Source organism: Nitrospira sp. (assembly GCA_016788885.1).
Classification (GTDB): domain Bacteria; phylum Nitrospirota; class Nitrospiria; order Nitrospirales; family Nitrospiraceae; genus Nitrospira_A.
In genome coordinates, this window is the sequence record JAEURX010000053.1 from 1 (window position 1) to 25,927 (window position 25,927).

The 25,927-nt window shown below is 60.6% G+C and carries 31 protein-coding genes; 13 read left to right on the forward strand and 18 right to left on the reverse strand.

Annotated features, from left to right (window positions below):
* From JNL86_15120 to JNL86_15135, 4 genes are all read right to left on the reverse strand, one after another.
* Positions 1-250 (reverse strand): DNA alkylation repair protein (locus tag JNL86_15120; protein MBL8044239.1); only part of this gene is annotated, 250 nt, incomplete at its 3' end.
* Between the two features lie 5 nt (positions 251-255).
* Positions 256-648: a translation initiation factor gene (locus tag JNL86_15125; GenBank protein ID MBL8044240.1), complete on the reverse strand. Its 393-nt coding sequence runs from the start codon at positions 646-648 to the stop codon at positions 256-258.
* A gap of 53 nt (positions 649-701) precedes the next feature.
* The gene (locus JNL86_15130) at positions 702-1,256 is read right to left on the reverse strand and encodes a YaeQ family protein (protein ID MBL8044241.1); all 555 of its coding nucleotides are present in this window, start codon (positions 1,254-1,256) and stop codon (positions 702-704) included.
* A 73-nt stretch (positions 1,257-1,329) separates the two neighbouring features.
* A complete protein-coding gene (locus JNL86_15135) occupies positions 1,330-1,560 on the reverse strand; it encodes a DUF2132 domain-containing protein (protein ID MBL8044242.1) in 231 nt (76 codons plus the stop codon).
* A gap of 447 nt (positions 1,561-2,007) precedes the next feature.
* Here JNL86_15135 and JNL86_15140 point away from each other — a divergent pair, with 447 nt between their 5' ends.
* The 4 genes from JNL86_15140 to JNL86_15155 all read left to right on the forward strand — a co-directional run bounded on the left by JNL86_15140 (position 2,008) and on the right by JNL86_15155 (position 6,501).
* Positions 2,008-2,313: a hypothetical protein gene (locus tag JNL86_15140; protein ID MBL8044243.1), complete on the forward strand. Its 306-nt coding sequence runs from the start codon at positions 2,008-2,010 to the stop codon at positions 2,311-2,313.
* Positions 2,314-2,637: 324 nt separating this feature from the next.
* On the forward strand, positions 2,638-4,263 hold the full coding sequence (locus tag JNL86_15145; protein MBL8044244.1) for a peptide chain release factor 3: 1,626 nt from the start codon (positions 2,638-2,640) through the stop codon (positions 4,261-4,263).
* A gap of 384 nt (positions 4,264-4,647) precedes the next feature.
* A complete protein-coding gene (locus tag JNL86_15150; GenBank protein ID MBL8044245.1) occupies positions 4,648-6,009 on the forward strand; it encodes a hypothetical protein in 1,362 nt (453 codons plus the stop codon).
* 321 nt (positions 6,010-6,330) lie between these two features.
* Complete coding sequence (locus JNL86_15155) at positions 6,331-6,501, forward strand: hypothetical protein (GenBank protein ID MBL8044246.1); 171 nt, start codon at positions 6,331-6,333, stop codon at positions 6,499-6,501.
* Positions 6,502-6,520: 19 nt separating this feature from the next.
* On the opposite strand, the gene JNL86_15160 is transcribed toward JNL86_15155, so the two are convergent.
* The 4 genes from JNL86_15160 to JNL86_15175 all read right to left on the reverse strand — a co-directional run bounded on the left by JNL86_15160 (position 6,521) and on the right by JNL86_15175 (position 11,671).
* Complete coding sequence (locus JNL86_15160; GenBank protein MBL8044247.1) at positions 6,521-7,075, reverse strand: AAA family ATPase; 555 nt, start codon at positions 7,073-7,075, stop codon at positions 6,521-6,523.
* Positions 7,076-7,156: 81 nt separating this feature from the next.
* Entirely contained in the window at positions 7,157-8,719 is a 1,563-nt protein-coding gene (locus tag JNL86_15165; GenBank protein MBL8044248.1) for a DEAD/DEAH box helicase family protein, read from the reverse strand.
* A gap of 499 nt (positions 8,720-9,218) precedes the next feature.
* On the reverse strand, positions 9,219-10,955 hold the full coding sequence (locus tag JNL86_15170) for a DEAD/DEAH box helicase (GenBank protein ID MBL8044249.1): 1,737 nt from the start codon (positions 10,953-10,955) through the stop codon (positions 9,219-9,221).
* 29 nt (positions 10,956-10,984) lie between these two features.
* Positions 10,985-11,671, reverse strand: a complete 687-nt coding sequence (locus JNL86_15175) for an inorganic pyrophosphatase (GenBank protein ID MBL8044250.1) — start codon at positions 11,669-11,671, stop codon at positions 10,985-10,987.
* Positions 11,672-12,043: 372 nt separating this feature from the next.
* Between JNL86_15175 and JNL86_15180 the strand changes: the two genes are divergently transcribed.
* Entirely contained in the window at positions 12,044-12,535 is a 492-nt protein-coding gene (locus JNL86_15180; GenBank protein ID MBL8044251.1) for a CBS domain-containing protein, read from the forward strand.
* A 241-nt stretch (positions 12,536-12,776) separates the two neighbouring features.
* Here the strand turns inward: JNL86_15180 and JNL86_15185 are convergent, their stop codons facing one another.
* The 3 genes from JNL86_15185 to JNL86_15195 form a co-directional block, all read right to left on the reverse strand.
* A complete protein-coding gene (locus tag JNL86_15185) occupies positions 12,777-13,361 on the reverse strand; it encodes an outer membrane beta-barrel protein (GenBank protein MBL8044252.1) in 585 nt (194 codons plus the stop codon).
* A gap of 189 nt (positions 13,362-13,550) precedes the next feature.
* The gene (locus tag JNL86_15190; GenBank protein ID MBL8044253.1) at positions 13,551-14,207 is read right to left on the reverse strand and encodes a hypothetical protein; all 657 of its coding nucleotides are present in this window, start codon (positions 14,205-14,207) and stop codon (positions 13,551-13,553) included.
* Positions 14,208-14,499: 292 nt separating this feature from the next.
* On the reverse strand, positions 14,500-15,231 hold the full coding sequence (locus tag JNL86_15195) for a Crp/Fnr family transcriptional regulator (protein MBL8044254.1): 732 nt from the start codon (positions 15,229-15,231) through the stop codon (positions 14,500-14,502).
* Between the two features lie 122 nt (positions 15,232-15,353).
* On the opposite strand from JNL86_15195, the gene JNL86_15200 reads away from it, so the two are divergent.
* Complete coding sequence (locus JNL86_15200; protein ID MBL8044255.1) at positions 15,354-16,214, forward strand: c-type cytochrome; 861 nt, start codon at positions 15,354-15,356, stop codon at positions 16,212-16,214.
* A gap of 54 nt (positions 16,215-16,268) precedes the next feature.
* Here JNL86_15200 and JNL86_15205 read toward each other — a convergent pair whose 3' ends face one another.
* A complete protein-coding gene (locus JNL86_15205) occupies positions 16,269-16,739 on the reverse strand; it encodes a DUF2127 domain-containing protein (protein MBL8044256.1) in 471 nt (156 codons plus the stop codon).
* Positions 16,740-16,882: 143 nt separating this feature from the next.
* Here JNL86_15205 and JNL86_15210 point away from each other — a divergent pair, with 143 nt between their 5' ends.
* Positions 16,883-17,242: a nuclear transport factor 2 family protein gene (locus tag JNL86_15210; protein MBL8044257.1), complete on the forward strand. Its 360-nt coding sequence runs from the start codon at positions 16,883-16,885 to the stop codon at positions 17,240-17,242.
* Positions 17,243-17,261: 19 nt separating this feature from the next.
* On the opposite strand, the gene JNL86_15215 is transcribed toward JNL86_15210, so the two are convergent.
* A complete protein-coding gene (locus JNL86_15215) occupies positions 17,262-17,609 on the reverse strand; it encodes a hypothetical protein (GenBank protein ID MBL8044258.1) in 348 nt (115 codons plus the stop codon).
* A 206-nt stretch (positions 17,610-17,815) separates the two neighbouring features.
* Here JNL86_15215 and JNL86_15220 point away from each other — a divergent pair, with 206 nt between their 5' ends.
* Entirely contained in the window at positions 17,816-17,986 is a 171-nt protein-coding gene (locus tag JNL86_15220) for a hypothetical protein (GenBank protein MBL8044259.1), read from the forward strand.
* Between the two features lie 95 nt (positions 17,987-18,081).
* Positions 18,082-18,330: a GIY-YIG nuclease family protein gene (locus JNL86_15225; protein MBL8044260.1), complete on the forward strand. Its 249-nt coding sequence runs from the start codon at positions 18,082-18,084 to the stop codon at positions 18,328-18,330.
* Positions 18,331-18,359: 29 nt separating this feature from the next.
* On the opposite strand, the gene JNL86_15230 is transcribed toward JNL86_15225, so the two are convergent.
* The 3 genes from JNL86_15230 to JNL86_15240 all read right to left on the reverse strand — a co-directional run bounded on the left by JNL86_15230 (position 18,360) and on the right by JNL86_15240 (position 19,940).
* Complete coding sequence (locus tag JNL86_15230; protein MBL8044261.1) at positions 18,360-18,926, reverse strand: AAA family ATPase; 567 nt, start codon at positions 18,924-18,926, stop codon at positions 18,360-18,362.
* Between the two features lie 109 nt (positions 18,927-19,035).
* Positions 19,036-19,395: a hypothetical protein gene (locus tag JNL86_15235; protein MBL8044262.1), complete on the reverse strand. Its 360-nt coding sequence runs from the start codon at positions 19,393-19,395 to the stop codon at positions 19,036-19,038.
* A gap of 146 nt (positions 19,396-19,541) precedes the next feature.
* The gene (locus tag JNL86_15240; GenBank protein MBL8044263.1) at positions 19,542-19,940 is read right to left on the reverse strand and encodes a hypothetical protein; all 399 of its coding nucleotides are present in this window, start codon (positions 19,938-19,940) and stop codon (positions 19,542-19,544) included.
* Between the two features lie 176 nt (positions 19,941-20,116).
* On the opposite strand from JNL86_15240, the gene JNL86_15245 reads away from it, so the two are divergent.
* A complete protein-coding gene (locus JNL86_15245; GenBank protein MBL8044264.1) occupies positions 20,117-21,073 on the forward strand; it encodes a tetratricopeptide repeat protein in 957 nt (318 codons plus the stop codon).
* 18 nt (positions 21,074-21,091) lie between these two features.
* Here the strand turns inward: JNL86_15245 and JNL86_15250 are convergent, their stop codons facing one another.
* On the reverse strand, positions 21,092-22,330 hold the full coding sequence (locus tag JNL86_15250; protein ID MBL8044265.1) for a TCR/Tet family MFS transporter: 1,239 nt from the start codon (positions 22,328-22,330) through the stop codon (positions 21,092-21,094).
* Positions 22,331-22,428: 98 nt separating this feature from the next.
* On the opposite strand from JNL86_15250, the gene JNL86_15255 reads away from it, so the two are divergent.
* From JNL86_15255 to JNL86_15265, 3 genes are all read left to right on the forward strand, one after another.
* Positions 22,429-23,343 carry an AEC family transporter gene (locus tag JNL86_15255; protein ID MBL8044266.1) on the forward strand — a complete coding sequence of 305 codons (915 nt, stop codon included), beginning with the start codon at positions 22,429-22,431 and terminating at the stop codon, positions 23,341-23,343.
* Positions 23,344-24,434: 1,091 nt separating this feature from the next.
* Positions 24,435-24,650, forward strand: a complete 216-nt coding sequence (locus JNL86_15260; protein ID MBL8044267.1) for a hypothetical protein — start codon at positions 24,435-24,437, stop codon at positions 24,648-24,650.
* Positions 24,651-24,715: 65 nt separating this feature from the next.
* Positions 24,716-25,435 carry a hypothetical protein gene (locus tag JNL86_15265; protein ID MBL8044268.1) on the forward strand — a complete coding sequence of 240 codons (720 nt, stop codon included), beginning with the start codon at positions 24,716-24,718 and terminating at the stop codon, positions 25,433-25,435.
* 153 nt (positions 25,436-25,588) lie between these two features.
* Here JNL86_15265 and JNL86_15270 read toward each other — a convergent pair whose 3' ends face one another.
* Positions 25,589-25,879 (reverse strand): hypothetical protein, encoded by a 291-nt coding sequence (locus JNL86_15270; GenBank protein ID MBL8044269.1) that lies wholly within the window; start codon positions 25,877-25,879, stop codon positions 25,589-25,591.
* Between the last annotated feature and the right edge of the window lie 48 nt (positions 25,880-25,927).

Sequence of the window (25,927 nt, forward strand, 5' to 3'; positions counted from 1 at the left end):
CCGTTCGCTTCGATTGCCGGTCGAGCGAGGCCAGAAGGATCGCAAGAGCCTGTTCATAGTCACCCGGCAAGTACCGTCGTAACGCATGTGCGATCTTCCAGGCGCGCGGCATCAATGCTAGATCGTCATACCCCTCCAGCACCGACTGCACGAACGCCTTCTCATTGAATCGAGGAGATACGGCGGCAATCGTTCGCGCAATGGTGCGCGGCACATCCGCGCCGAAACTATTCTTGAGCGGTTCAGCCATCGCCGTCACCCACCGGCAAACACCGGCCGGAATCCGGCTTTGCTCAAGATACGGGCGACGTCATCACGCCGGTCTCCTTGAATCTCAATGCGCCCTTCCTTTACCGTCCCGCCGACGCCGCAAGCCTTCTGCATTTCCTTGGCCAGTTGTTCTTTTTCGGCTTGGCTGACACCGACGAATCCCGTGATCAGTGTGACCGTCTTGCCACCCCGATGCGCCGTCTGCCGGATGATATCCACCCGGCCGCGATGTGTGACCTGCTCACGCGCGGCCTCTTTGGGACGATCTATCGTGTCTCCCTGCGCAGCCTGCGGCAGGTCCATCTGTTTCAACACCGCAAACGGACTCTTCCACACGACCGGCTCACCATCGATAGGAATACGCGTCTTCTGTTTCATCCCGTCACATCCTCGCCTCGGACCTGGCCCGAATCCGGATCACCCTGCCTCATTCACCGCGCCGTAATCGCCGCTTTCCAGGTCGCCAATTCGATCTGGGCCGCTTGTATCCCATCGCCGATCAACACCTGCCCGTCTTGGATCGTGCAGTGCAACTCCATCTGACGCTGTGAGAGGCCGGCCAAAGCCCGGCTCCCTTCCGGCGAAAGGTTCATCACCGTGAGGTTGTTCAATCGCTCGAGGGCCGCCACATTCTCTTTCCACCACTGGCCCGCGGGGCGGCCGCCATAGGTATAGACGCACACCTGTTTGGCTCGACCACAGGCCTGGCGCAGCACCCGTTCATCCGGCAGCCCCACCTCGATCCACCATTCAATCAGCCCGGTCAAATCTTTCTGCCACAGGGCCGGTTCGTCTTCTGTGCCGATCCCGCGGCCGAACGACAAGGCTTCATGCGCGTGCAACGCAAACGCCAACACGCGCGTCATCATCCGCTCGTCGGTTTCGGACGGATGACGGGCGAGCGTGAGCGTATGGTCTTCGTAATAATTGCGGTCGACGTCCGCAATATGGAGGACGGCTTTGAAAATCGTCGCGTTCGGGGCCATGTCGGTGTGATGTCCTCGTATGAAGCGATCGGATTGAAGATGCACGTAAGCGGTCGAAGCCGACGGCTCAGAATCAGGGCAACTCCGCGATATACATGCCCTCCACCCGCTCCCGCGCCCAGGGCGTCTTGCGAAGAAACGTGAGGCTGGATTTGACGCTGGGATTATGCAGAAAGCACCGCACCGGCAAACGACGGCCGAGTTCAGCCCAGCCGTGGCGTTCGACCAGAGTGGTCACGATAGTCTCCAGCGTGATGCCATGCAAGGGATCGCGGGGATGGGCGATGGGAGGAACGTGGACCATGCGGGAGCATACCCCGCCGCCACCCCGAAAGTCATTTCAGCGAAGCGTGAGACTCAGTGCCCCCTCGAATCGGACCCGACTCAAGGCCTGTCTGCGTGTGGGCACACCACATATGCGGGAGCCGATAGGGAGAAACACCGAAGGAGGGCTGCAACCACCGCCCATACGCATCCCTTCCCGTCAAGACTGTTAGTCCATCGAGATCCGAAGCCACGCCCGCCCATGCGACCAACCGCCGGTCACGCTGTGATGCTAAACGGTGGCCACCAGGCTAGTTCCCCACCTAATTTTTGCTCCATCGCATTGTGACGGGCCGACGTCACGGGGATCACCGCTAGCCCACAAACCATGACGCAACAAAACCCTAGGGCTGCTATAGTACAGCTGCAGTTTCATCGCAAGGGTGGCGCAGTGAGGGCTTCCCTACTTAACCCAAGGAGGGCTGACATGAAGACGTCGTTGCTTATTGCAGTTGCGGTCATCGTCGGACTGGGCACAAGCACGGTCCCCACGTTTGCGCCAGTAGTCTATGCCGACGGCCTCGTAGCCGAAGGCAAAGAGGCGATGAAGGGCACGGGCAAGTCGCTGACGGAAGCCACAGGCAAACTCAAAACCGATGCGACCCAAACGAAAGAAGACGCCAAGAAGCTGGACCTCGACAAGACCAAGCAGGGCGTCGGTCAGGTCAAGGGAGACGTCAAAGAGATCAAGGAGGGCGCCAAGGGAGCGTTGGCCAATCCGCTGGGCAAATAACGGTCTGCTCTCTACGCCCCAAGCATTCCTTTCGATCTCCGCGCTCCCATCTACCCACCCAGGCTGCGCCCTGGGTGGGCCCCAAATTGCACGCACCTAACAAAGACTTTCCTACGCCGCGAGGTACGCGATGCAAGGAATCACGAGCATCACGATTGCGTGCGCCGGCAGTGTCTTCCGGGAACACCAGGCTGCCCGTCCCCCCTCCCCCTCCTTGCCGACACCCCGCTCCGACTGATACAAGGAAGAGTTGCCATTAGGCCACGTCAGAAGGCCAGACCGCCCCTGCCCCGTTGGCCGCTCTCATTCACCAAGAGACCATCTATGTCCCTGCCGGTTGAAAAGTCCGCATCCGACGAACTGCGACGAGAAATCTCGCGGCGGCGCACGTTTGCCATCATTTCCCACCCCGACGCCGGAAAGACGACGTTGACCGAGAAATTGCTCCTCTACGCCGGAGCCGTACACCTGGCCGGAGCCGTGCAAGCCCGCTCCACCCAACGCCAGGCCAAATCAGACTGGATGGAACTGGAGCAGGCGCGCGGTATCTCGATTACGTCCACGATGTTGCAGTTCGACTATCAGGGCGCGAGGATCAATTTGCTCGATACGCCGGGGCACCAGGACTTCAGCGAAGACACCTATCGGACCCTCATGGCGGTAGATAGCGCCGTCATGGTGCTGGACGGCGCCAAGGGTATCGAACCTCAAACGAAGAAGTTGTTTGCCGTGTGTCGCAAACGCGGGATTCCGATCCTGACCTTCATCAACAAAATGGACCAACCCGGACGCCACCCCTTCGATCTGCTCGATGAGATCGAGCGCACGTTGGGCATGACGGCAGTTCCGTTTAATTGGCCGATCGGGGAAGGGGCCGGCTTTCAGGGCGTCTACGATTTTCAACAACGTCAGGTGCTCTTCTTCCAGCGCACCACCCACAACCAGCGACGCGCCCCCATGACCGTGGAGGCCTTCCCCAATCCGAAACTGGCGGAAACTCTCGGCGACGCCTACGAGCCGTTGCAGGAAGAAATCGGCTTACTGACAGGCGCAGGCACCTCGTTTGATCGAGACCGGTTTCTCGCCGGGGAGCTGACTCCGGTATTTTTCGGCAGCGCGTTGACGAACTTCGGCGTCGGGCCATTTCTGGATGCCTTTACCACGCTGGCGCCGCCCCCCGGGCCGCGCCACACGGCCCAGGGACAGATTCAACCGACCGACGATGCGTTCTCCGGCTTCGTGTTCAAGATCCAGGCAAACATGGACCCGCAACATCGTGACCGTATGGCGTTCCTCCGCATCTGTTCCGGCCGATTTGAAAAAGACATGATGGTGCACCACGCCCGACTGGGCCGCAAGATCCGGATGACGCGTCCCCACCGGCTCTTCGGCCGTGACCGTGAAACGATCGATGAAGCGTACCCCGGCGACGTGGTGGGTTTGGTTAATCCCGGCCTGTTCACCATCGGCGATACACTGACCTCCGATCCAACGGTGACCTTCGATCCCATTCCGCACTTTCCGCCGGAATGTTTCGGCCTCCTGCGAACACAGGACATTTCCAAGCACAAACAGTTCCAAAAGGGACTCAAGCAGCTGGAAGAAGAAGGGGTCATGCAGATTTTCTACTCGCCGGACCATGTACGTCGCGAACCGGTGCTGGCCGCGGTGGGTGAACTGCAGTTCGACGTCGTCATGTCCCGCCTGGAGCACGAATACGGCGTCAAAACCACCGTCGAGCGCATGCCCCATACCATGGCCCGCTGGATCGTCGGTGATCCTGGGGCGATCTCCGCGGTCTATTGGCCCTCCGACACCGTTCGGCTGGTCGATCAACAAGGCCGCGGCGTCATGTTATTTACCACCGAACATCTGCTGGCCTATTGCATCAAATCGAACCCCTCCATCAAGTTTCTGCTTCGTGAAGAGGTCACCGGCCTGGACAGCTGACAATCACACCCCATCGGCACTCCCACTTCGCCCAAGACAGCAGCACCACCGCACCCACAGATCAATGGCCGGTCGCCCACCACACGTCGAGGCGCCCCCGGTCAGACCACGACCAATCCTAGAACTGCTGCTCACGTATCCGGTGTCTCGTGCGTGAGACGTGACACCCGCGCATCGATGAGCCTCACTTCATCAAGATGGCCGACAAGGCCATTCGTCTCGGCTCCCACCGCAGGGCCGTCGGCAATCCGGGCCGATCTCTTATTGACAACAGCGTGAGTGTCCAGTATCACTGGACACTCACACTGAATTGCTTGACAGACAGCTAGCCGGCCCATTCACGAATCCGGACATCACCAGGCGCACACCTCATCAGGTGACACCATGAAACGCCGTGTAATCATCAGACCTGCCGATCGCAAGGGAGCCATCGTCTCCTCGACACGTATCGTGTTTCTTGCGGGATTTGGACTGCTGTTCCTCACGGGAGTCACCAGCGTCCGGCACCTCCTCGACAACGCGCTCTCGGCCTATCTGCTGGGTTGGGCATTGTATGGGATGTTCGCGCGGGGGCCGCTTCAGGAAACAGGTCTCCGCTTCCTCCTCACAACAGGCACGCTCATCTTTTGCTGGATACTCGCGGAAGGCGCCACCCTCTTCCGCCTCATTGATTATCGAGCCCTGTTCGGATCATACGAATCCGGCACGGCCCTGAGCCTGACGGGACGACGCTTTGACAGTGAACTGTTGTGGCGGCACGATCCCCATTACCAATTCGAAGCGCCATACCAGGGGAACATCGGACGAGCACTCTGCATGCCTCCCGATCCGTCCCGAACGGTAGTCATCCGCTATGATCGCAATGGATTCCGCAATGCCCAAGACCTTGAAACGGCTGAGGTCGTGGTCATCGGAGACTCGTACGTTGAGGGTTACTTGATGTCCGACGAGCATTTGCTCACGACTCACCTGAGCAAGTTGCAAGGCATGTCCGTGGCCAACCTGGGACATTCAGGATATGGGCCTCAACAGGAACTGGCCGTCCTGCGGCGATTCGGCCTCCCACTCAAACCCAAAACCGTCGTCTGGGCATTCTTCGAGGGTAATGATTTTTCGGATGCGGAGAAATACTGGACACCCGGCAGCACGACGCCGAGGCTCGGCATCGCCCCGTGGCAGGACTTCTGGCAGGATTTCTGGTTCCGCTCATTGACCAGAAACGTCTCGGCCCTCCTCCTCCGCTCGAAACAACCCTGCACACCGGATCAGTCCTTGACGGAGTTCAGGGCCGAATTCCTCGACGCTGCGCGCAGAACCACCACGGTATTTTTCGCGTCCACCGAAGTCGGTCCGATCTCGCCCCGCGCGCTCCATAAGGCCGTCGCGCCGATGATCCAAGCCGCGCAACTGTGCCATGAGCAGGGCATCCGCTTCCTTGTGGCATTTGTGCCGGAAAAATTCCGCGTCTACCATGATCTCCACAACGTCTCTTTGGCGGCAACCGCAGTTCGCCAATGGCACGTCAGCGATCTTCCCACTCACTTGCAACGGCTGTTGGAGGAAGCGGATCCGCACATTGAGTATGTCGACCTGACGCCCGCGTTGAAAGCCGCATCACGCGCCGGCATTCCAACCTACCTTGCAGACGACACCCATTGGACAGCTGAGGGGAACCGTGTGGCGGCTGACACCATCCACCGCGCCTTGCAGAAGGCCTCTCAAACAAGAATTTCACCGGACACCTGAACACCTGGAGAGGTCACTCACCGCACGGCACCACGACCACCCACAAATGTGGTATAACGAGTCAACGGACCAGAGGCGCCACGAGCCGCTTCTGGGGAAATGACCGCGAGCACGATCACACCTCTTGCTGCCCTTAGCGCCTCAGGCTAACTCGGCCTGGGTGCCTTGCCCGCTCACAGAGTGAACAGAGAGTCGTTCCCTCGCCCGCCGTCCAGATGAACGGCGCGGATCGGACGGCAGCGCACCGACGCCATCGGCGAGCGGTTCGTCAGACAGACACGATACCCAATGAGGCCGCTACAGGTTTCGAGGAGAAGGACCATGCCCAAGGCACGAACTGCAAAAAATTGTTACTGTTGCGAAGCAGACGATCGAATCAAGATGACCTATATGGTCTGCGCCTTGTGCCATCGACCATTCTGCAGCGCCCATGGCGTGCCTGATCTGGAGCAATGCACGAAATGCCTGGAGGCCAGCGAAGAGACGGAGTAGATCGAGGCTGACCCGCTGCTCAACGCGTCGTCTTGGGCCGCCTCGGCTTGCGGGCCTTAATGCCAACCATCACCGACACCCGTGCCTGCTTCGACAAGGCTTGATCAATGCGGCTCTTTCCATTGGTCGTCAGAATAACGAGCCCCTGATGGTCCTCGATGCGCTGGAGCAGGTGGGCTGCTCCGGCATCCGCATACTGACTCGCACTTCCTCGGCGCGTACCAAATAAGGCATCCGCCCCGTCGAAAAACAGGATCGAGCCGCTGCGCTCTGCGTCGTCGAAGACCCGATTGATATTCTTCTCCGATTCCCCTTCCCGCCGACTCACCACGGACGAGAGATCTACCTTTGACAGATCCAGCTTCAGCTCTTCCGCCACCAATTCCGCCGCTTTGTTCCGACGGAGCGGCGTCGATCCTGACAGAACCACGACGGCCACTCCCGGCCGTTTCGAGCGGGTAGACCGGCTGCGCCGCGCAGGAGCGGCTTTCTTCCTCGCCGACGAATTCGCGGTCTGCGTGGGGCCCTTTTTCGAAGACTTTCGCACCGTTGGCTTCACTCTGGTATCCACCATGGTTTCCTTTCTGTTCCATTCTTCAGCGAGAACATCGCCCACCCGCGAGGGGGCCGCTTCGCATCCATACCTCAACCGGACTTACCGCTTTTTGTCGAACCCGGAATCGCGCCATTTTTCGAGCAGGGCAATGCGCCGCTCCAACTGTGGAATCGTGGCCTGATCGACTCGTCCCCCGGTCCGTTTGATGAGCTCCGCATTGAGCTGTCGGTGATCCACCCCGCACTTTCGAGCCACGGCACCGACGAGCAGCCGATGTTTATCCCGCAAGCTGTTCTTCTGGTCGTGTAGCGCCACCGCCGGTTCCGATTGCGCCTTGCCCTCACCGGGCGGCTCTCCCTCCTCAGCCCCGATCAAGGCATCGAGCCGGGCCACGCCGTTGAGCGGAATATATTCTTTCAATGAGGTCGCGGCAGTCCCGAAGAGCGTCCGCTGCACGGACGGCATGATGTCTTCGAGCACATGATCGCGCTCAACCTTGATGCGCTTCGCATAGTGGACCAGCGTGGCATCTTTGGGCAGATAGAGCCAGGCCCGCTGAGGTTTCGGGACCTTCTCCTGCATCCGCACAAAACGCCCGACGACCTGGCGAAAGTACATCTCGGTCAAGACATTGGTGGCGTAGACGCCGACGCGCAAACGCGGAATATCGACCCCTTCACTCACCATGTTCACGGCCACCAGCCATTGCTGCGTTTTGTGATGGGCAAACGTTTCGATCGTTTTCGAGGCAGAGGGATCGTCGGAGACGGCGACCAGCGCGCGCTGGCCCGTGAGCCGATACACCAGCTCGGCCACCTGCCGCGCATGGTCCTGATTCATGGTCACGATCAGGCCGCCCGCATCCGCCTGCTCCTGCTTCCGCAGACGCTGCAATTCGGCATGGGCATCGCTCAACACCGGCCCCAGCCAGGTCTCCTGGAGCAAGGCGGTCTTGAGGCGCTCCCGCTGGCGCTCGAACGTCAACCCGTCCTCGAATGTGGCCCGATGTTCCCGTCCGTCGGACAACCAGGTCAATTCCCCTTCGTAACTCGGGAAAAGAATCGGCCGACATACCCCGTCACGGATGGAGTGGGAATAGCCATAGGTGAAGTCGGCCTGACTCTCACCCTGTTCGTAGCGCACATACGGAATGGGATTGTTATCGGACCGAAAGGGCGTGCCGGACAAGGCGAGGCGAAAGACGGCCTCCGCGAATGATTCCCGCAGGGCCTTGCCCCAATCCTTCCCGTCTCCGGCATGGTGTAACTCGTCCAGGATGACCAGAGTCTTGCGACTGCGGCAGGCGCGGCGAAAGACCTCCGGCGCCAAACAGACCTGTTGATAGGTCACCACTGCGCCGTGATAGTCCCGTGCTTCGAACGCCTGGTCGTTCGACAAGGCCGGATCGAGTTGAATGCCGACCTGTCCGGCGGCTGAGGCCCACTGCGTCCGCAGGTGGTTCGTCGGGCACACCACCACGACACGACCGGCGGCACGGGCGGCCAGATAATGATGGGCAATCCGAAGCGCAAAGCGGGTTTTCCCCGCCGCCGGTGTGGCGGTCACGAGATAGTCTTCGCGCGGGTTCGCCAACACATCGGCCACGGCCCGAGTCTGCCAATCACGAAGTACTGCGTTCCAGGGGGCGAGGGTCACCGCCATCTCAATACCGGGCTCGTCCGTCTCCTTGCGTGACGCAAGTCGTTGCGTCGTTCCAGTTCCGTCCCGCCTCCCATTCCAACCCCTGCGCACGTCGTTGAGTTCTCATCAACAGCGGTCCGCAACCGGGGGGTTCCACGGGGACGATCAACCTATCATGACGATGAAGATGAGGTGTGGCGCACACGCTACCGACAGAGCCTCACGGTGAGGAGGCAGCCGGCACCGGCATGGGAGAGACACATCATATCTGTGCGGAATGGTAGCGCAAAACCTGCCGGGCAACAAGGGCCAAGACCGATCTGACCGAGGGGAGACTACCATCTCCACCCAGCCGGCAGAGAGCATGAGCCTCGGCGGATTCGAAGAGCTGAACCCCGACTCGCGGCACGCGAGCCTTCGTGCGCAACTCTTGCCGAAGGGTACGCCAACGGATTCAGTGCCTTCGTCACACGCCGACGCCGAACCCTCTTGCTGCAACCCGTCGATGCCTCTGCCCGTCTCAGTCCCTGAAGACTCTGACCGGCACTTTCTGTCCCTTGATCCGCGCCCGCCCCAAGGCCTCGATGATTTGGCGGGCGGCTTCCTCCGGCACATCGACCAGGGAGAATCGCTCCTCCACTTCGATAGCCCCGATTAGGCGCGACGGCACCCCGGCTTCATTCGCGATCGCCCCGACAAGATCACCGGGTCGGATTCCTGCCGCCCGCCCGGCCCCGACGTAGACCCGCACGGTGCCGGCAGCTCGTCCGCCTCGTCCTGGCCCGCCTCGCGGCGCGCGCCCGCGGTCTCCCGACTGGGGAGCCGATGATCCGTAGGAAGGGCGTGAGGCCCGGTACGGCTCGGGCGCTCTGACCGGCACTGCCGGAATTTCCTCGTCGGCTTGATCACCACCATGCGAACCGTACACCAGCTTGATCGCCGCTGCGGCAACATCCGCAGGATCAGCCGAGGCAGCCAGGGCATCGACGACGCGACGAAAATCTTCGAGTCCGCCCGCCTCCAATGTTGCCTCAATCGACGCCTTGGTTCGTTCCAACCGTTTCGCCAGCAAATCCCCTAGCGACGGGACCGGCGCAAGCGTGATTCTCGCCTTGGTATGTTGCTCAACCGCACGCAACAACCGCTGCTCGCGCGGCTCGATGATCGTGATTGCCGTCCCTTCGCGACCGGCGCGGCCGGTCCGGCCGATCCGATGCACGTACACTTCCAGCGACGAAGGCAGATCGTAATTGATCACATGAGACACCGACGGAATATCCAATCCCCGCGCGGCCACATCGGTGGCAACGAGGAGTTCGGTTTGTCCGGAGCGAAATGCCTGCATGACGCGATCGCGCTGTACCTGGCTCATCCCGCCGTGAATCGCCTCAGCCCGATACCCGCGACCGTTCAACGCCGCCGTCACCTCATCGACCTCCAAACGGGTCCGGCAAAACACGAGGGTCGACTTGGGGGTGCCGATATCCAGCACGCGGGCCAGCGCCGCAACCTTATACGGGCGGGTCACCACATAGGCGGTCTGCTGTACACGCGGCGCGGCACCGGCTTTCACCGGCTCGCGGGCAATCGTGACGTCGATGGGATTCTTCAAGTGCCGGCGCGCGATAGACGCAATGCGCGGCGGCATCGTCGCCGAGAATAATGCGGTTTGCTTGGTCGCCGGGGTTTCCTCAAGAATGGCGTCGAGGTCGTCGGCGAAGCCCATGTCGAGCATTTCGTCGGCCTCATCCAACACCACCACCTGCAAGTCGGCCAACTTTAAGGTCTTGCGGCGAAGATGATCCAACGCCCGACCCGGCGTCGCCACGATCACTTCCACCCCTCGCCTGAGCGCCTGGAGCTGGGGGCCCATCGCCTGACCGCCGTAGATCGCCAGGACACCGATGCGCAACTCCTTGCCGTATCGCTGTACTGCCTCGCTGACCTGTACGGCCAGCTCCCGCGTAGGCACCAACACCAACGCCGTAGGACGTTGCCGCGGCCCATGGGCAATGCGCTGCAGGAGCGGCAAGGCAAACGCCGCCGTTTTGCCAGTACCGGTGGCGGCTTGCCCCAACAGATCTCGCCCCTCCAGCAACGGAGGAATGGCTTCACGTTGAATCGGGGTCGGCTCTTCGTAGCCCAGCGCCTCAAGGGTGGTTAACAGCGAGGCTTCTAATCCAAGCGCGGCAAAACCGGGTGAGAATCCCTTGGCGGCCGGTTCCGTCGGCGATGGCGTCGTGGTGGTGTGTTTCATGAGGAGGGGCTAAACCTTTCTTGGTCGTCCTAGCTATTCATGCTGGGGGGCCACATAAATTCCAACTCGGGGAACTTCTCTTTGTAGTCGTCGTGGCTGGCGTGGATGACGTTGATGGCTTCGTCGCGGCCATACATGCTCGTAATCTCCACCTTGTTATGCTGAGTGGAGCCCGGCGCCTGCTTGTAGGTCAGGAAATAGTGCTGCAACCGGTCGAGCAGCGTCATGGGGCATTCTTTGAGATCAGTCAACGTACCATAGACGGCATCATCCCGCATCACCGCGATGATCTTGTCGTCCGCTTCCCCGCCGTCCGCCATGCTGAACCCCCCGATCGGCCGGGCCGTGAGCAGAATATCGCTGTGCGGGATCGCCTTCTCAGTGAGCACACAGATATCGAGAGGATCGCCGTCGCCGATCATGTCCGGCCGACCGGCGCGCGCACCGAACAACTTCGCCACCCGCTCACCGCAATAGGTCTGAGGGATGAGCCCGTAATACACGGGGCAAAAATTCGAGAACCGCTGAGGACGGTCGACCTTGAGGAAGCCGGTGGCCTTATCCACCTCATACTTCACCGTATCACTGGGCACGATCTCGATATAGGCCGTCACCAAATCCGGGGACTGGTCCCCCATCGACACCCCGTGCCAGGGATGCGCTTTGAACATCAGGCTCATCAGTCGCCGTGCCGCATCGATTTCCTTCTTGCTCATCCTGCTTCAGTCCCTCCTGTGCATGCCTTCGGAATTGACGGTCTGACGATCGTACGATCCGGCAAGGTCTGGATTAATTCGATGACACACCCGCAATTGGGCAGGGGTATCCGGCTAGAGAAACAGACAGCTTATAACACATTGCAGCCGAATGAAACAGGAGGGCGGCAAAAGTCGGTTCAAGAAGCGAGAAGTCGAGGTGGGGCGCACCGCCCACTGGTCATTCATGATCGGCTATTTGATTCGACCGTCCAGCCCCTGCGCAGGCCGTTCCACTGTTCCTCAAGAATGGTTTCCCGGCCGCCGATAAGGGGACCAGAGCGAGAACGCAGAGCGCAACACGCGTTCCGCGACCGTCCACGAGGTCCGTCCATGTCCCCCCCAGACACCGACACATCCCCTCAAAGGCCTCTCCCGGCAATCCTCGCCGACATCGCCGAGGAACCGACGATTCGTGCCATCATGTCGACACGAGCCGTCACCGTCGCCCTGGACGACTCCCTCGATCGAGCCCGAGAGCTCTTCAATGAACATCATTTCCATCACCTGCTGGTCGTACAGGGTCGGGAATTGCTCGGCATTATTTCAGATCGGGACCTGCTCAAGGCCGTAAGCCCACACATCGGGACATTGTCCGAAACCGATCGTGACCGGGCGACGCTTAATAAACGCGTCCACCAAATCATGAGCCGAAAACTGATCACGGCCACAGCCGACACGACCGTGGAAGCCGCAGCCCGACTGCTGCTTGAGCATCGCGTGTCCTGCCTCCCCGTCATCACAACGACAGGGCTTCTCGAAGGGATCATCACCTGGCGGGATCTCCTTCGCGAATATCTTCGGCACAAGCCCGCCGGCGGCTGATCGCGAGAAGACTCCAGCCGTGGCTCACTACACTGCCCCCTACACGCCAAACAGGACATCCTCGTCCGGCGCCTTTCACGCACCCCTCACATGAGCGCAGTCGTGACGGCAGAACGTGTGCCGCAGCAGAATGGCAGACTCGGACAGATTCCTAGGCAGCCAGCAACGGCTGAGCCGTCGCTGACCGCCCGGGTATGGCGTTTGTCCGTTCGAGGACTTACTGAACCGTGCGAGGTCGGGGCTAGAAGGTGTGGCGCACCCCGAAGAGGAGGCCCATCGTGGAACCGTCACCGTCGGCGGAGTTGCGCTTCCAGGCGGCTTCCATGTTCAGCATGAGGCCTTTCGGCGCGCCCTGAAACAGATTGGTCATGGGATAGTCGAGACCGGCGCCGAACCGCCAGGCAAACGAATCCGCCTGATCTTTGGTGTTGATGTTCACGCCGATACCGCTGGTGACATACGGAATCAGCGAGCCGAAATGTCCCGGACGATATTCGAGATTCACCGGCAACAGGGTGATCGTATTGAGCGATCCGTTTCGGGGTGAATCAACGCTATGGTTTTCCCACTCGAGCATCATCCCGAAGCGGAACCATGTATTGATCCCGTACATGCCCTGAAAGTTGAGCGCCGGACCAGTCGTGGACAGCCCGGAACTCTGCGTCACAAAACTCGGGCCCACCCGGAACCCGAACGTCATCTTGCCTTCGTCAGCCATACCCTCATGCACCCAATCGGCGGCCTGAGATCCGATAGGGATCGCACTCAACACGATCGCCACTACCGATGCTCCTACCCACGTGCCCCATTCACGAAACCTGCGCATAACTCCTCCTCTGGTGATGTTCAACTTTCGGAGTGCGCACTGTAGTAAAGCGCCGATTCGCTTTTCAAGCACAAGTGCATGATCGGATCCCGGAAAAGCCACGGCCATGGCGCTGTCGCAGAATGAGCCACTGCGTGCCTTGCGCGTGCAGGGAGGAGGCGGCATGACGGCCGCCCCCTCCGGTATAGCTCAGAACTGAGCCGGGAACTGGGCTGCCAGCGCCTGCGTGAGGGCATCGGCCACCAGGTAGATGTGCTGCTTCATCCCCTTCCAGGTCTCTGCTTCCCGCGCATAGTCGGCCTCCTTCAATTGCTGAAACTGCGTGAGATGGTGGGCGGCATGAGCCATCAACAACCCCATCACCGTGTCCTTCGGCAGATTGGGATTGGCTCCGCTGAGGAATGACGAGATCTCAGCCGCGTTCGCAGTGAGCGCCTTGACCGCCGCGTCCTGCTGGCTCGTCGACCCTGCCACGGTCGCGTCCAGATGTTCCCGGATGCCTTCGTAGTGCCCGGCCAGCAGGCTGAAGAGTTTATCCGCAGCCGGCTTCCCGTAGAACGGCTCGATCGACCGGGCGATCTGCTCGGCGTTGGCCACCACTCCCGCTTCGGCTGCACTTCGCGCCGCGGCGTTCTGATCCATCGTCGCCACCGCCACGTTCCGAATCGACAGAATGTGGCCCAGCCAGAGATCGCGAAGCACGGCCTTCGTCTCCGCCACTTTGATGGGGTTGGCGGTCATCTTCTGTTCCCCGGTTGCTGCCGGTGAGTCGGCGCTATGCGCACAGGCCATCGGGGACAGCATCATCAGCACAACCACAGAGCAGGCACGAATCACGTGACGCATAAGACATCTCCTTTTGATTAGACAGACACGCCCTTCCGTTGAGCACACAGCCGGACTCCGGCGTTGCCTTCCTTCGGCAACCATGAAGGGAGCCGCCGGCTTCGGCCAAGGCCGGCAGGTGCAACGATGGGCAAAGATACGCAACGGGAGCGAAGCTGTAAGTTAGCGCGGTAACAGTGGGGGAGGAGAACCGTGGGAGGGCGTCGCCAGACCAGTCAGGGCATGCGGTGAGAAGAGCCCTGGTTGAGGCCCGTTGTACAAGTTTGTAACCTGAGGTTGGTGCGGTTCGCCGTCAGAGATTGGATCGATGGAGCGTGGCCGAGGACTTTTCGGCAGAGCCCAGAAACTGATCGAGGCCTGCGCGACGAAGCAATAGCCCGTCTTTCCGCGCATAGGTGATGAGCCCTTGCTCGCGCAACTGGTTCAGGAGGGTCGACACCACCTCGCGGCGGGCGCCGATCATCTGCGCCAGATCATCCTGGCGAAAATAATGGGTCAGACGAATCCATTCGCCGTCTGGTTCGCCGAATTCATCGGCCAGCCGACTCAACGTCCGCACCAGCCGTTCCATCGCGCTATTGAAGGAGAGGGTCTGGATCTGATCGTAGGCCGCGGACAACTGCTGCGCCACATTGGAGAGAAAGAGGAGAAATGCCGGACGATTGTTCTGCAAATGGGCGATAAACTCATCGAAACTCAGCTCCACGATCTCGCTCTCTTCCATCGCCACGGCCTGCTCCCGGCGTTCACCGGTGCAATGGCAGAGATCGCCGAACACCTCTCCGGCCTGGTGCAGACGCAAAATCAATTCACGCCCATCCTCGGTGAGGGATGTGAGTTTGACGAACCCCTGGCGGAGAAAGAAGACACTCTGCGCCGCATCGCCGAGGCCGTAGATCCGACTGCCCTTCGGCACCCGCTGGCCGGGCCGATTCATCAGTTGCTCGCAAAGTTTGCCGCGAAAACAACCGGAGAGCGCGAGGCAGTGGCTATGGTCGACCATGTTCATCGCCGTATGGATCATATACCCCTCTGTGAGCCGGTATTCTACCGGGCATACAGCCGGAAGTGCCAGCCCCCACGACCAATTGCGGCCCACCGCCCATCGTCTGACACGAGCATGGCATCGTGCCTTCCCAATCGTCTATGATGAAACATCTGATCGAAGAGGCCCAGACCGGAAGCACAACCATGCGGCCTTCCTCCCGCATATCCTCGCATCCCCTACAGACCCGTGGCGCGGCCGTTACCGCTGGTCTGTGGCTCGCGTCCGTCATTCTTGCCGGATCATGCCTCTGGGCAGGCGCTCCAGCCCAGCCTCAAACGGTCGACCGGCCGACAGCTGCGGAACAGGGCCGGATCATCTTTAACGGCACGGGCCTTTGTTCAACCTGTCATGGGATCGACGGCCGGAAACACCAGTTGCCCCCTCAGCTCAGCCCGCACACCCGGGAGAATATTGAGCGGCTCAGTCCGACCCCTCCGGACCTGAGACAGCCGAAGGCCCTGACATTAACCACCGACACACAACGATTCGAGATCATTCGACACGGGCATCTTCGCACAGCGATGTATCCACTCTCACCGGAGACCCTCTCGGATGAGGACATCCTGGCACTCCTTTCCTATCTCGCCTCGCTGCGCGGCACCGCGCCCCCATCGATCACACCACCTGAGACTGACGCCTCCCTGCGAGGTGATGCAAAACGAGGGCGGCAGCTGTACCATGAGCTCGGCGGATGCGCCATTTGCCACGGCATTGACGGGCAGCTCACTCGACGGCCACCGATCTCGAAGGATCTCGCCCATCGGCTGGATACGCTGCCTGCCCCGCCCGCCAATCTCCGGGATCCGGCCAGCCTCACATCACAGAACGATGAAGACCGGTTTCTCTCCATCAAGCGCGGGCACCCCGGGACAGCCATGTATCCCAAAGCGCTGCTGCGCGACGAGGACATTCGAGACCTTGTCGCCTACCTCGCCACGCTTCGAGCATCGAGCCGCTAGGTTCACGCACTCTCGGCAACGGTGATGCAATTGCGCGGCGCCCTGTCGAGTCGCCTATCGCAAGGTCTGCATTCCAAGCCGATACAGGAGATATCCCACGATCGCCACATTTGCCGCCACGATCACCAGTCCGGTCACAGACACCTCGTGAGCCACTGCGTGCAGTTCACTTGGCAGCAGGACACTCATGGAAAAGACGGTCAGGTAGGCAGCCCACGACGCCTCGATCCACAGGCCGAACCCTTCGACGAATAGTAAGGTCGCATAGGTCAGACTGATCAGTCCCATCATCAGAAGGCTGTGGGGTTGCAGCGCCTGCACGTGGAGCGTGGCCGCATGCAGCAGACGGGTGTGGAGACTCAAGTGCAGGGTGTCCAGCAACGGAGAGAGGGCCGTTTCGATCTCGGGATCCACCCATCGCAAAAACCCGGCTCCCGCGAGGAGGAGCAACACCCCCTTCAACAACTTGAAGGTCGCGATCGGCGTCAGGCTGCCCTGAGACGATGCCTGCATTAATGAGGGCATACGGTCGGGTCCTGGAGAAACGAGAATATTGGACCGAACGGAATCATGCAACGTTGTTGATGAGACAATCCTTGCTCAACGAGCCTCCCTTCCCCTAGGCTACCGTTGATGACGTGCCGATCGCCCATGAAAGGGTCGCCCTGATGAACGAACAACTCGCCCAACGTCTGGCTCACGACTGGATCACCGCCTGGAACCGACATGACGTGCATGCCATTCTCCGTCATTATGCCCAGGACGTCGAGTTTACCAGCCCATTTGTATCGACGCTATCCGCCGATGCGTCCGGAACCATCCGGGGGCACGAAGCCTTGCGAACCTATTTTCAAAAAGGGCTCAATGCCTACCCGGACCTACGCTTCGATCTCATCCGCGTCCTGACAGGAGTGGGTAGCCTGGTCCTCTTCTATCGCAGCGTACAGGGGCTGCTGGCCGCTGAAATGATGACGGTGAACGGCGAAGGACTGATCCACACCGTACGCGTGCACTATGTGAGGGAATAGACGACGCCCGTGGCCGGACTCAGGGAAGAAGCGCGCCCGGGAGGTCGACGGTCAGGTGCGCGATGATGAGAGCGGCATCGCTGACCGGATCGCTGGTAAACGGCGCGTCATGACGGCGGGTCACCGCCGTGGTCAATCGTTCAGCCGCCTGTCTGACTTGATTCGGAAACGCCTGCTGCTGCTGAATCCGGCGCAGATGCGCCAGCGCATCGCCATGCCACAACGGGTCACCGACTGCAGACAACCACGCTCGATCGGCCGCCGCCACCGCCCGCCTCGCACAGACCCGCGCCTTGCCATCCTGCCCTTGCTCCCAGGCGAGCCTGGCCGCAGAGAGCTCCCGATCAATGTGTACAGAATCGGACATACGCCCCACGCTACGGCTGTGAACGCAAGCCTGTCAACCAGGCGACCGGGTCCCATACCTCAAAACAGACGCGGAACAATTTCTCCCCTTTTCAGGGAAACCCCTATTCCGCGCAACCCGCCGATCAGTGCATAGTGACTGCGCTCGTTCGAGCCAACTCGAACCGGTCGTCCGCTGGGATACCGCCAACGATAGTTGAACCGATCATGACGACACACCGTATCCGCAAATCCAGCACCTATCGATTCCACGACTCGGTGCGTAATGACCGAAAGTTTATGCTCGCGGCTGTCGCTGCGGCGCTCGCCACCGCCCTCATTCTTCTAGCCCTGTTCTCCGGCCTGGGGCTGGATCTCTTCCACACCACCGTCAAGTAGTCGCGTCTCGTCGCCCATTCGGTTATCATCGCGTCAGCCTCGGGGCTCCCCGTGTCACCGAGCGCAACACACGAAACCTCTCGCCTTCACGACGCATGAACTGGATCGTGTATATCTTGGAGTGTGCCGACGGCAGTCTCTACACCGGCATCACGAACAATTTGGAGCGGCGCATGCGGACGCATGCAAGCGGGAAGGGGGCAAAATACACGAAACGCCGGGGGCCGTTTACGGTGCGGTATACCGAATCGCTGGACAGCAAGGGAGCGGCTTTACAGCGTGAGGCCGCGATCAAATCCCTGGATCGAACGGCAAAGATGGCGTTGCTGGCCGCTCGTCCCTAATCAGACGAGCTCCACGAGCTGCACACTCCCTATTTCTTGCGCACGCTGTTCTTCTTGGGTTTCGCCGCTGGTATGGCCTTCGCCTTCGACGGGTTTTTCTTCGCAGCTCCGCCCAGAACGATCACCGGTTTCTCTTCCGAGAACGCTTCCTCGATACGGCTCTTGCCGTTCGTTGCGAGGATGACGAGCCCTTGATGCCGTTCGATGCTCTGCAACAAATACGACACGTCACTATTGGCAAATCGATCCTGCGTACCCTGAACTCGACGACCGTTGCCGAACAAGGCGTCCGCCTCGTCGAAGAAGAGAATCGACCCGTGGCGGTTGGCCATATCAAACACGCGATTTACGTTCTTTTCCGTTTCACGAACATGCTGGCTGACGACCGCGGCAAGATCCACGCTGGCCAGATGGAGTTGCAGTTCTTCGGCCAAGACCTCCGCCGCTTTCTGTCGACGAAGCGGCGTGGCTCCCGACAGCACGATCACCGCGCCGGACGGCTCGAGAGCTTGCTCGGCCTTCGCCCGACGCACCGGCGTCTTCTTCTTCACTTGGGGAGTGCGCGTCTTTCGCCGAATCACTGGTGCTGTTGCCATATCTCAGATCCCCTTCCGGTTCATACGTGACTGTCCCTCCGGCACAACTACGGCCTGCCGGAGAGACGGCTGAGTATAACCGGTTCTTACTGAGAATGTCTTTGCGCGGTCAGGTTTCCATCATCTCCAGGCGCGCATCAAACTCATGCCCACAGGCGGCGCAACGGATACAATCGGACTCGACGGTGAGCTCCTTGGCCCTGACCCCCATACCGCCGCAATCCGGACAACGAGTCAGGTGCACCCGCCGATCGTCGACGGTCTCATATTGCACGCCGTGCAGACAATAGATCGGTTGGCCGTCGAGCTGCCAGGGCTTCCCGGCGTTGTCATGCACCGGCAGTACGATGTAGTGCTGCTTCACATAGTCTGCCAACGCTCGATAGCTCGGGAATCCGCTGTGGATCAGTTTGCCGCTCACGGCGTGATAGAGCGCCTGCTGTTTTACCACTGCCTTGGTTGGACCCATGTGCCACCTCCTCCGGCCTGGAAGACCCGCTGTTCGGACAAGACGAACCGGGCGCCCGGCGCCACAGGCAGCCTCGCCGGCGCACTCAGCTCATGCAGGACACCACGCCTTCCGCCGAGGCCGTGCGAGGACTCGTCAGCCGCCACTCAGCGAATGCGCGCCTCCCCGCTCGTCTGGAATGACCTCGCCTCAAGACCGCGCTGCGCTTCGAGCTCGGCAATGCAACTTTCCAAGACGCGACCCCGCTGCACAAGATGGTGATGGATGCTGTCGAAATCGGCATTTTCATGGGCTTCGTCGGTCATATTCACCAAGCCGCCGGCCTCCCCAAACTCGGCGTACGCATAGGCTTCGAGAAGCTCCGATCCGTCGCCGAGTTGCTCGGCAATCAGGGCCTCGGTTTCCTGATCGAACTCCTGCAGACTCCGCGTCGGACTCCCCTTGCCACGATAGGTGGCCAGTTCAGCCAACTGCGCCCGTACGCGCTCGATGCGATGATCCAGGGACAGGGGAACGGGGGTGAGAGTGGCTCGTGTCGTAGACATAACACCTCCTCTCGATATGGTGGGATCTACGATCTTACCCCTCCAGACCAGTCGAGGCAAGCCGCGCGGCCAGGACCGCCTCGACTCACTTGACGTTGACACAACGTGAGTGCGAGGTTAGCCCCGACAGTGTCCGCGTCATTCGCGGAACCTTTTCCTCGATACGGAACATCACAATGATCGGTTGCTGGTTGCTGCTCATCCTGCTTCTGCCATCCCTTCCCCCGGCATGGGCGTCACCCCCGACACAGGGCACGCCGACCGCCTCGCCCAACCAGCTTTCTGGCCATGAGTTGCTTCGCATCGGCGAGATTCACGACCAACAGGAACACTTTCCCGAGACCTTGACCTATTATCAGCTGGCGCTGGCGAAATTCCGGGAGAAAAAACAACCTCAGGGCATCGCCACGGCTTTGATGAAAATCGCACGGGTACTGGAGCGTCAGGGCAAACTCCAGGAGGCCTACGCTTCGTTGCAGGAGGCCGTGCCGTTGTTCACCCAAACCTCCGATCGATCGGCCCATGCCGAAGCGCTGCTGGCCACGGGACGTGTGGCGGCGCAACTGGGGCAACGCGACGCCTCGCGGGATGCCCTCACCCAGGCGGCGGCGCTGTTCACCCGCGTGAGAAACGCCCGGGGATGGAACGACACGATGGTGCAATTGGGATTGTTACAGGTCGTGGACGGCGAAACCACAGCTGGGCTCTCGGCACTGCAACAGGCAGCGGAGGAGGCCCGCAACCGGCGGCATGCCGAGCAGCAATTCACGGCCACAGTCGCCCTCGGCGATGCCCATTGGCTCCTGGGCCACATGAGCGACGCGCGGACGCATTACCTCGAGGCCCTGGCCTTGGCCGAGGCAGAACATCACCTGCCGTTCGAAGGCATGCTCAAACTCCGGCTGGCCAGGCTCGACGAAGGCACGGGCACCCTCAACGATCGCCTCGCGCTGGCGAAACGTGCCTTGGTGATTGCGCAATCCATCCACGATTCCGCCGGCGAAGCCGACGCCTGGTCGCTCCTTGCCGATCTGCACCGGCAGTTGGGGCAGCAGAACGAGGCGGAGCAAGCCGATGCGCATGCACTCGCCATCTATCGAAACCGGGAGCTGTTCGTCCACGGGGTGCGGTAGATCGGCCTTCCGCTCGGCTCAGGTGGGTCTGGTCGCACGCCACGCGGTGCCGGCCGCGACCACCAACAACAGCGTCGAAAGCAAATAGGGTGCACCAGGCAGATGCCAGTCGGCTTGCGGACCGATGAAGGCCGCAAACGTCTGCGTGAACAACGTCGGCCCGAGCAACCCGGCGATTCCGGTGAGGCTGGCGATGGCGCCCTGTAACTGCCCCTGCTCGGACGGTCCCACCCGGCGGGTCATAAACACTTGCGCCGAGGGAGCCGCGAGCCCCCAGAACGCCATCACGGGGATACCGAAGCAATAGAGGAGCGGCGTGGAGGCAAGCCCGTAAATCGAAAATCCGGTCGCTCCGGCCAACAGTCCCAAGAGCAACGTTCGGCGTTCTCCGAGACGCGCTGTGATGGGCCGCACCAACGTCCCCTGGACGATCATGGCGCAGACACCGACTCCGGCCAGCGTGAATCCGACTGCCGACGGCCCCCACCCATACCGGTAGCCCAGATACAGCACGGCCACGCTGGGCAGCACGGCATGCGCCAGATTCATCAGAAAATTCGCCGTGGCCAGCCCAAAGAGTTCATGGTGGGAACGCAGGAGGATCAAGGCACCGACCGGATTGGCCCGTCGCCACTGAAAGGGAGCCCGTTTCTCGACCGGCAGCGATTCCGGCAACACGAAAAACCCATAGCAAGCATTGAGCAGACTGGTCGCTGCCGCGCCCCAAAACGGCCAACGTGGATCGACAGCGCCCAAGATACCGCCTACGGCCGGTCCCAAGACAAAACCGAGTCCGAATGAGGCCCCCATCAAGCCGAACGCCGAAGCCCGTTTGTCCGGAGGCGTCACATCGGCGATGTACGCACCCGCTGTACTGAAACTCGACGACGCGATACCGGAGATCACCCGCCCGGCAAACAACCACGACACACTGGGCGCCAACGCCATAAGGATAAAATCGAGGCCCAATCCCACATTCGACAGCAGCACGACCGGGCGGCGACCAAATCGATCGGACAACGAACCTTGGATCGGCGAACAGACGAACTGCATCAGCGCCCACGCCGTTCCCATGAGGCCGTAAATTTCGGCCGCCATCGGCGTGTCGCCTCCTAAAAACTCCTCCACCAACTTCGGCAGGACGGGAATGATGATCCCGAACGACAACATGTCGAGGACGACCGTGACGAGAATGAAGGCAATCGCCGCCTGTCGCGGCTGAGGTGAGGGCTGAGCCTGGATCATGACGTGCGCCATCGTACCAGGCCGACCGCGCCGGCGCATACAGAAAGACGTGCGTTAACTTCGTCGGTTGCGCCTCCTCTTGCGACGGCTTTTCTGTTACCCTGCCGCCGATGCCCGCCACGCTCCAAGCCTTCATCGCCATCTTTGTGCTCGGTGCGGTCCTCCGTTCCTTCGGGCTGCTGGGCAAACCCCATGCGGAACGGCTCGCCTCCCTGGTCTTTTCGATCAGCCTTCCGGCAACCATCGTCGTGTCCCTCGACCATGTTGCCTTCACGCCAAGCGCATGGAAACTGCCGGTCTCCGCCTGCCTGATCACACTTGCCATGCTGCTGTGCACATGGCCGTTGGCCCGCCTGCTCCACCTGCCTCGCGCAGCGCAAGGCGGATTCCTCCTGGGTACCGGTTGCATTAATTCAGTGTACTTTGCCTATCCGGTCGTGCTCGCCACGTTCGGTGAGAGCGGACTGGCGCACGCGATCCTGTTCGACCTTGGTCAAACCACTCTGACACTCACCGTCCTCTATGCCATCGCCGTCTGGCACGGGGCCAAGAGCGGGACCGCTCGATCGGCGTTCATGCGATTTATTTCCTCGCCACCCCTGTGGGCACTGGGTGTCAGTCTCCTCTGTTCGCTGGCGGAGTGGCATCTTCCGTCTTGGCTGCGCGAGATTCTGACATCTGTGCACTTGACCACGACGCCACTGGCGAGCCTGGTCCTGGGCCTGTCGATCAGCTTGACCGCTCTCCGCCGCACCTGGCCCCTGGCGCTGCTCGGCGTGACGATGCGGATGCTTGGCGGCTCGCTCTTAGGAGTGGGCGCGACCACGGTGTTACACCTCACGGACACGGAACGGGCGATCGTCATTCTGATCGCGTCGATGCCGTCGGCCGTCACCGCGGTGATCTTCGCCGCAGACACGGGGCTGGACGAAAATCTGGTCACCTCGATCGTCGCACTCTCCATTTGTTGCGGCGTCGCGCTGCTGCCCTGGCTGCCGAAGCTGGTGAGCCTGCTGCTGACCTGACAGACCGGTGAATCCACTCTAGACGACCGCGCCACAACAGTGCCGATCACCTGCTCACACCTCAGCTGTGGGAACAGCGTCACGCTCTGTGAGTTTTTTGCGACGGCAAAAATTGCCGGGCGCGTGACGCTCAGCGGCCAAATTTCTCAAGAACAGGTAATCGTTGCGACTGGAGAGGCGTTTAGCAGGAAACCGTCCGTCGTAGCGGAACACTGAACGACGGTATGAGGCTTGCTACGTAGGGGAGGTATCACGCAGGAGAACTCATCATGCACGACCCCGCGCTCTGGGCAAGTTGGTATGTCTGGCTGCTGGCCGTTCCCGTTCTGGTAATCGGGACGCTCATTCGCGACTGGTTTCACCGGCGCCATCCGGTCCGATTGCGGAAGCGATCTTAAATCAGCGGTCGCGCTCAATCCGGTTTCACTTCATGCACCGGAGCCAGACGCTCCGCGCAACAGAGCACGTCTCTCCGCCACATCAGTCAGCCCCCATCCCGACAGAAAGCGACGTCCAACAAAGCCTGGTGGCATCGTCGTCATGCCACCATCGTATCGTTAGATTGATGCCCGTGCAGTCAATCTGATGATCGAATCCACGACGAATCAACGCCGGCCTGTGCTCGTGAGACAAACGCAGGCTACGTAATGGTATCGGATGGGATACGACTCTGTATCGTATGCGATACCCGCGCCCCTGCCTCGCTCCGCATGACTCGTCGAGCTGATCCTCTTCAAGCAATTGTAGTTGCGCACGATTCGCACCCAGACACGGCATGGCCCAAAGGTTGCCTTCCCCCTTTCTTAACAAGAGTGACTCGAAACGCAGGTCGCCTCACCAGGAGAATAGGCGACTGAGCCCGGCGCGTGACAAGGAATTCGAAAGACAATGCGCAGGAGGTCACAATGAATCGCGTTTCTGATAGACCACACATCGCCGTCCTCATCCCGCAGCTGGTCGTTATCGTTTTCATGGTCCTCTCCGGCTGTATCCCTCCTCCACCTCATCAGTTCGTCCCGGGAGGTCCGCTTGGGGAAGCGGGACAAACCGTACAAGGCCCACGACAGGCAAGCGACGAGGAGGTGCGTGCCATGCTGGCAGAATCGTCGCGGCACCAATCGACGCCGCCCGAGCGGGTCGACTTGAACAGGCTTCTCACACAGATTTCCCAAGCCACAAACTTCCGGCAGAAGCAGCGTTTGGTGGATCAGTATCACCATGCGGCGCTGCTTCTGCCGGAAGCCGAGCGGGATCAAGCCTTTCAACGGTTACGAGCGCTGGAGACTCCGGGCACAATGACCAAGTGACGCTACACATGCCACACGCTCATGAGATTCGGTTGTCTTGAATCCCATAGAGAAAGGACGTCGCCATGAGGCCACTACACATCGTCGCGATGCTGACACTCAGCCTTGCCGTCATAATCGGCGGAACACTCCTCACAGCCGAGCCGGCCGAAGCGCACAACTGGCTCGGGGACTGCGTCGTCGATTTCGACAATACCTTTGCCCTGACCTATATCTATGGGCAGGCAAGAGGCAACTTCGGCTATCCCACAGGCATCGACAATTCAGGCGAGTTGCAACCATGTAATGCCACCCACCAGGCCTGCTGGACCTATCGCCATCGCTGCTTCGGCAATTACATCAACGTCGAAGACATGACCTACGGGCATATCCACCTGACGTTTGATAGTCCGAGCCTGCTCACGCCTTGTTTCGTCGATCCGGGCGATGGTCCTGGCGCGGGATTTGGACGAACGGTAGGCGACCACTGCGTAGCCGCCGATTGGATTCATGAACCCCGCACACTCGGCACGCATGGCAACGATCATTGGATCAAAATCTGGATGGAAGACCGGGTGACGCACCAGCCGCGCGTCTTCGACATGCCGATCATCCGAGTGACCGGTACGGAACCGATTCAATTCTGGTTCAAGAAATCAAACGGCAGCTGGTGGTACTGGTCGAACCTCGGCCCTAATCCCTGGCTGGTCGGCGGTTGGGTACAGGACGTGGTCGAAGTGCGGATACGTGGGGCTCAGGCTGCGAAGGGGCCGTATTTTATCGGCGCCTTCTCAATTCTCGACTAGCGGCTACTGCTAACGCCTCCCAGCAGCGTTCTCGCTTCACGCAGAGGCTCACTGTCTCGCCGGCGTCCACAAACGCGGCGCTCATTGTGCTTCGCGCCGTGGACCTCGTTGAGGCGTTGCTGAACGGATTTTCTGGAGAGGGAGGCCTGACCGTCACTCAGGGATCTGCACCTTGATGGAGATCGCCCTACGGTCATCGGTAATCTGCGCCACGATCTTGTCGCCGGTCTTTAATCGTCCGGCCACCACGCCCTCGATTTTGGTTTCAGGCGTGACCTTCAGGCGTTCTTCGTGACCGGAGAATTCCTTGACGATCAGTTCGCCCTCTTCCCAATACAGGACGTCGGCCTTGATCACCACCGTGGCGGTAGCCTGGGTGCTGTCAGCGGCTGATGCGGGAATGACTACGGAAAAGAACACATACAATGCGAGAAGAAGTGCCATCACGGATCCTCCCGTTTTATTTCAGAGTACCTATCCCTGCGAGGCACT

Excerpts from the sequence above, each read along its gene's own strand:
- JNL86_15235 (MBL8044262.1), bottom strand. The coding sequence starts at position 19,395 with ATGGGTCCAACCAAGGCAGTGGTAAAACAGCAGGCGCTCTATCACGCC.
- JNL86_15260 (MBL8044267.1), top strand. The coding sequence starts at position 24,435 with ATGCTGGCAGAATCGTCGCGGCACCAATCGACGCCGCCCGAGCGGGTC.
- JNL86_15145 (MBL8044244.1), top strand. The coding sequence starts at position 2,638 with ATGTCCCTGCCGGTTGAAAAGTCCGCATCCGACGAACTGCGACGAGAA.
- JNL86_15200 (MBL8044255.1), top strand. The coding sequence starts at position 15,354 with ATGATGAAACATCTGATCGAAGAGGCCCAGACCGGAAGCACAACCATG.
- JNL86_15190 (MBL8044253.1), bottom strand. The coding sequence starts at position 14,207 with ATGCGTCACGTGATTCGTGCCTGCTCTGTGGTTGTGCTGATGATGCTG.
- JNL86_15255 (MBL8044266.1), top strand. The coding sequence starts at position 22,429 with ATGCCCGCCACGCTCCAAGCCTTCATCGCCATCTTTGTGCTCGGTGCG.
- JNL86_15140 (MBL8044243.1), top strand. The coding sequence starts at position 2,008 with ATGAAGACGTCGTTGCTTATTGCAGTTGCGGTCATCGTCGGACTGGGC.
- JNL86_15195 (MBL8044254.1), bottom strand. The coding sequence starts at position 15,231 with ATGATCCATACGGCGATGAACATGGTCGACCATAGCCACTGCCTCGCG.
- JNL86_15155 (MBL8044246.1), top strand. The coding sequence starts at position 6,331 with ATGCCCAAGGCACGAACTGCAAAAAATTGTTACTGTTGCGAAGCAGAC.
- JNL86_15150 (MBL8044245.1), top strand. The coding sequence starts at position 4,648 with ATGAAACGCCGTGTAATCATCAGACCTGCCGATCGCAAGGGAGCCATC.
- JNL86_15210 (MBL8044257.1), top strand. The coding sequence starts at position 16,883 with ATGAACGAACAACTCGCCCAACGTCTGGCTCACGACTGGATCACCGCC.
- JNL86_15185 (MBL8044252.1), bottom strand. The coding sequence starts at position 13,361 with ATGCGCAGGTTTCGTGAATGGGGCACGTGGGTAGGAGCATCGGTAGTG.
- JNL86_15245 (MBL8044264.1), top strand. The coding sequence starts at position 20,117 with ATGATCGGTTGCTGGTTGCTGCTCATCCTGCTTCTGCCATCCCTTCCC.
- JNL86_15240 (MBL8044263.1), bottom strand. The coding sequence starts at position 19,940 with ATGTCTACGACACGAGCCACTCTCACCCCCGTTCCCCTGTCCCTGGAT.
- JNL86_15205 (MBL8044256.1), bottom strand. The coding sequence starts at position 16,739 with ATGCCCTCATTAATGCAGGCATCGTCTCAGGGCAGCCTGACGCCGATC.
- JNL86_15135 (MBL8044242.1), bottom strand. The coding sequence starts at position 1,560 with ATGGTCCACGTTCCTCCCATCGCCCATCCCCGCGATCCCTTGCATGGC.
- JNL86_15265 (MBL8044268.1), top strand. The coding sequence starts at position 24,716 with ATGAGGCCACTACACATCGTCGCGATGCTGACACTCAGCCTTGCCGTC.
- JNL86_15170 (MBL8044249.1), bottom strand. The coding sequence starts at position 10,955 with ATGAAACACACCACCACGACGCCATCGCCGACGGAACCGGCCGCCAAG.
- JNL86_15230 (MBL8044261.1), bottom strand. The coding sequence starts at position 18,926 with ATGGCAACAGCACCAGTGATTCGGCGAAAGACGCGCACTCCCCAAGTG.
- JNL86_15270 (MBL8044269.1), bottom strand. The coding sequence starts at position 25,879 with ATGGCACTTCTTCTCGCATTGTATGTGTTCTTTTCCGTAGTCATTCCC.
- JNL86_15220 (MBL8044259.1), top strand. The coding sequence starts at position 17,816 with ATGACGACACACCGTATCCGCAAATCCAGCACCTATCGATTCCACGAC.
- JNL86_15175 (MBL8044250.1), bottom strand. The coding sequence starts at position 11,671 with ATGAGCAAGAAGGAAATCGATGCGGCACGGCGACTGATGAGCCTGATG.
- JNL86_15165 (MBL8044248.1), bottom strand. The coding sequence starts at position 8,719 with ATGGCGGTGACCCTCGCCCCCTGGAACGCAGTACTTCGTGATTGGCAG.
- JNL86_15125 (MBL8044240.1), bottom strand. The coding sequence starts at position 648 with ATGAAACAGAAGACGCGTATTCCTATCGATGGTGAGCCGGTCGTGTGG.
- JNL86_15160 (MBL8044247.1), bottom strand. The coding sequence starts at position 7,075 with ATGGTGGATACCAGAGTGAAGCCAACGGTGCGAAAGTCTTCGAAAAAG.
- JNL86_15250 (MBL8044265.1), bottom strand. The coding sequence starts at position 22,330 with ATGGCGCACGTCATGATCCAGGCTCAGCCCTCACCTCAGCCGCGACAG.
- JNL86_15215 (MBL8044258.1), bottom strand. The coding sequence starts at position 17,609 with ATGTCCGATTCTGTACACATTGATCGGGAGCTCTCTGCGGCCAGGCTC.
- JNL86_15180 (MBL8044251.1), top strand. The coding sequence starts at position 12,044 with ATGTCCCCCCCAGACACCGACACATCCCCTCAAAGGCCTCTCCCGGCA.
- JNL86_15225 (MBL8044260.1), top strand. The coding sequence starts at position 18,082 with ATGAACTGGATCGTGTATATCTTGGAGTGTGCCGACGGCAGTCTCTAC.
- JNL86_15130 (MBL8044241.1), bottom strand. The coding sequence starts at position 1,256 with ATGGCCCCGAACGCGACGATTTTCAAAGCCGTCCTCCATATTGCGGAC.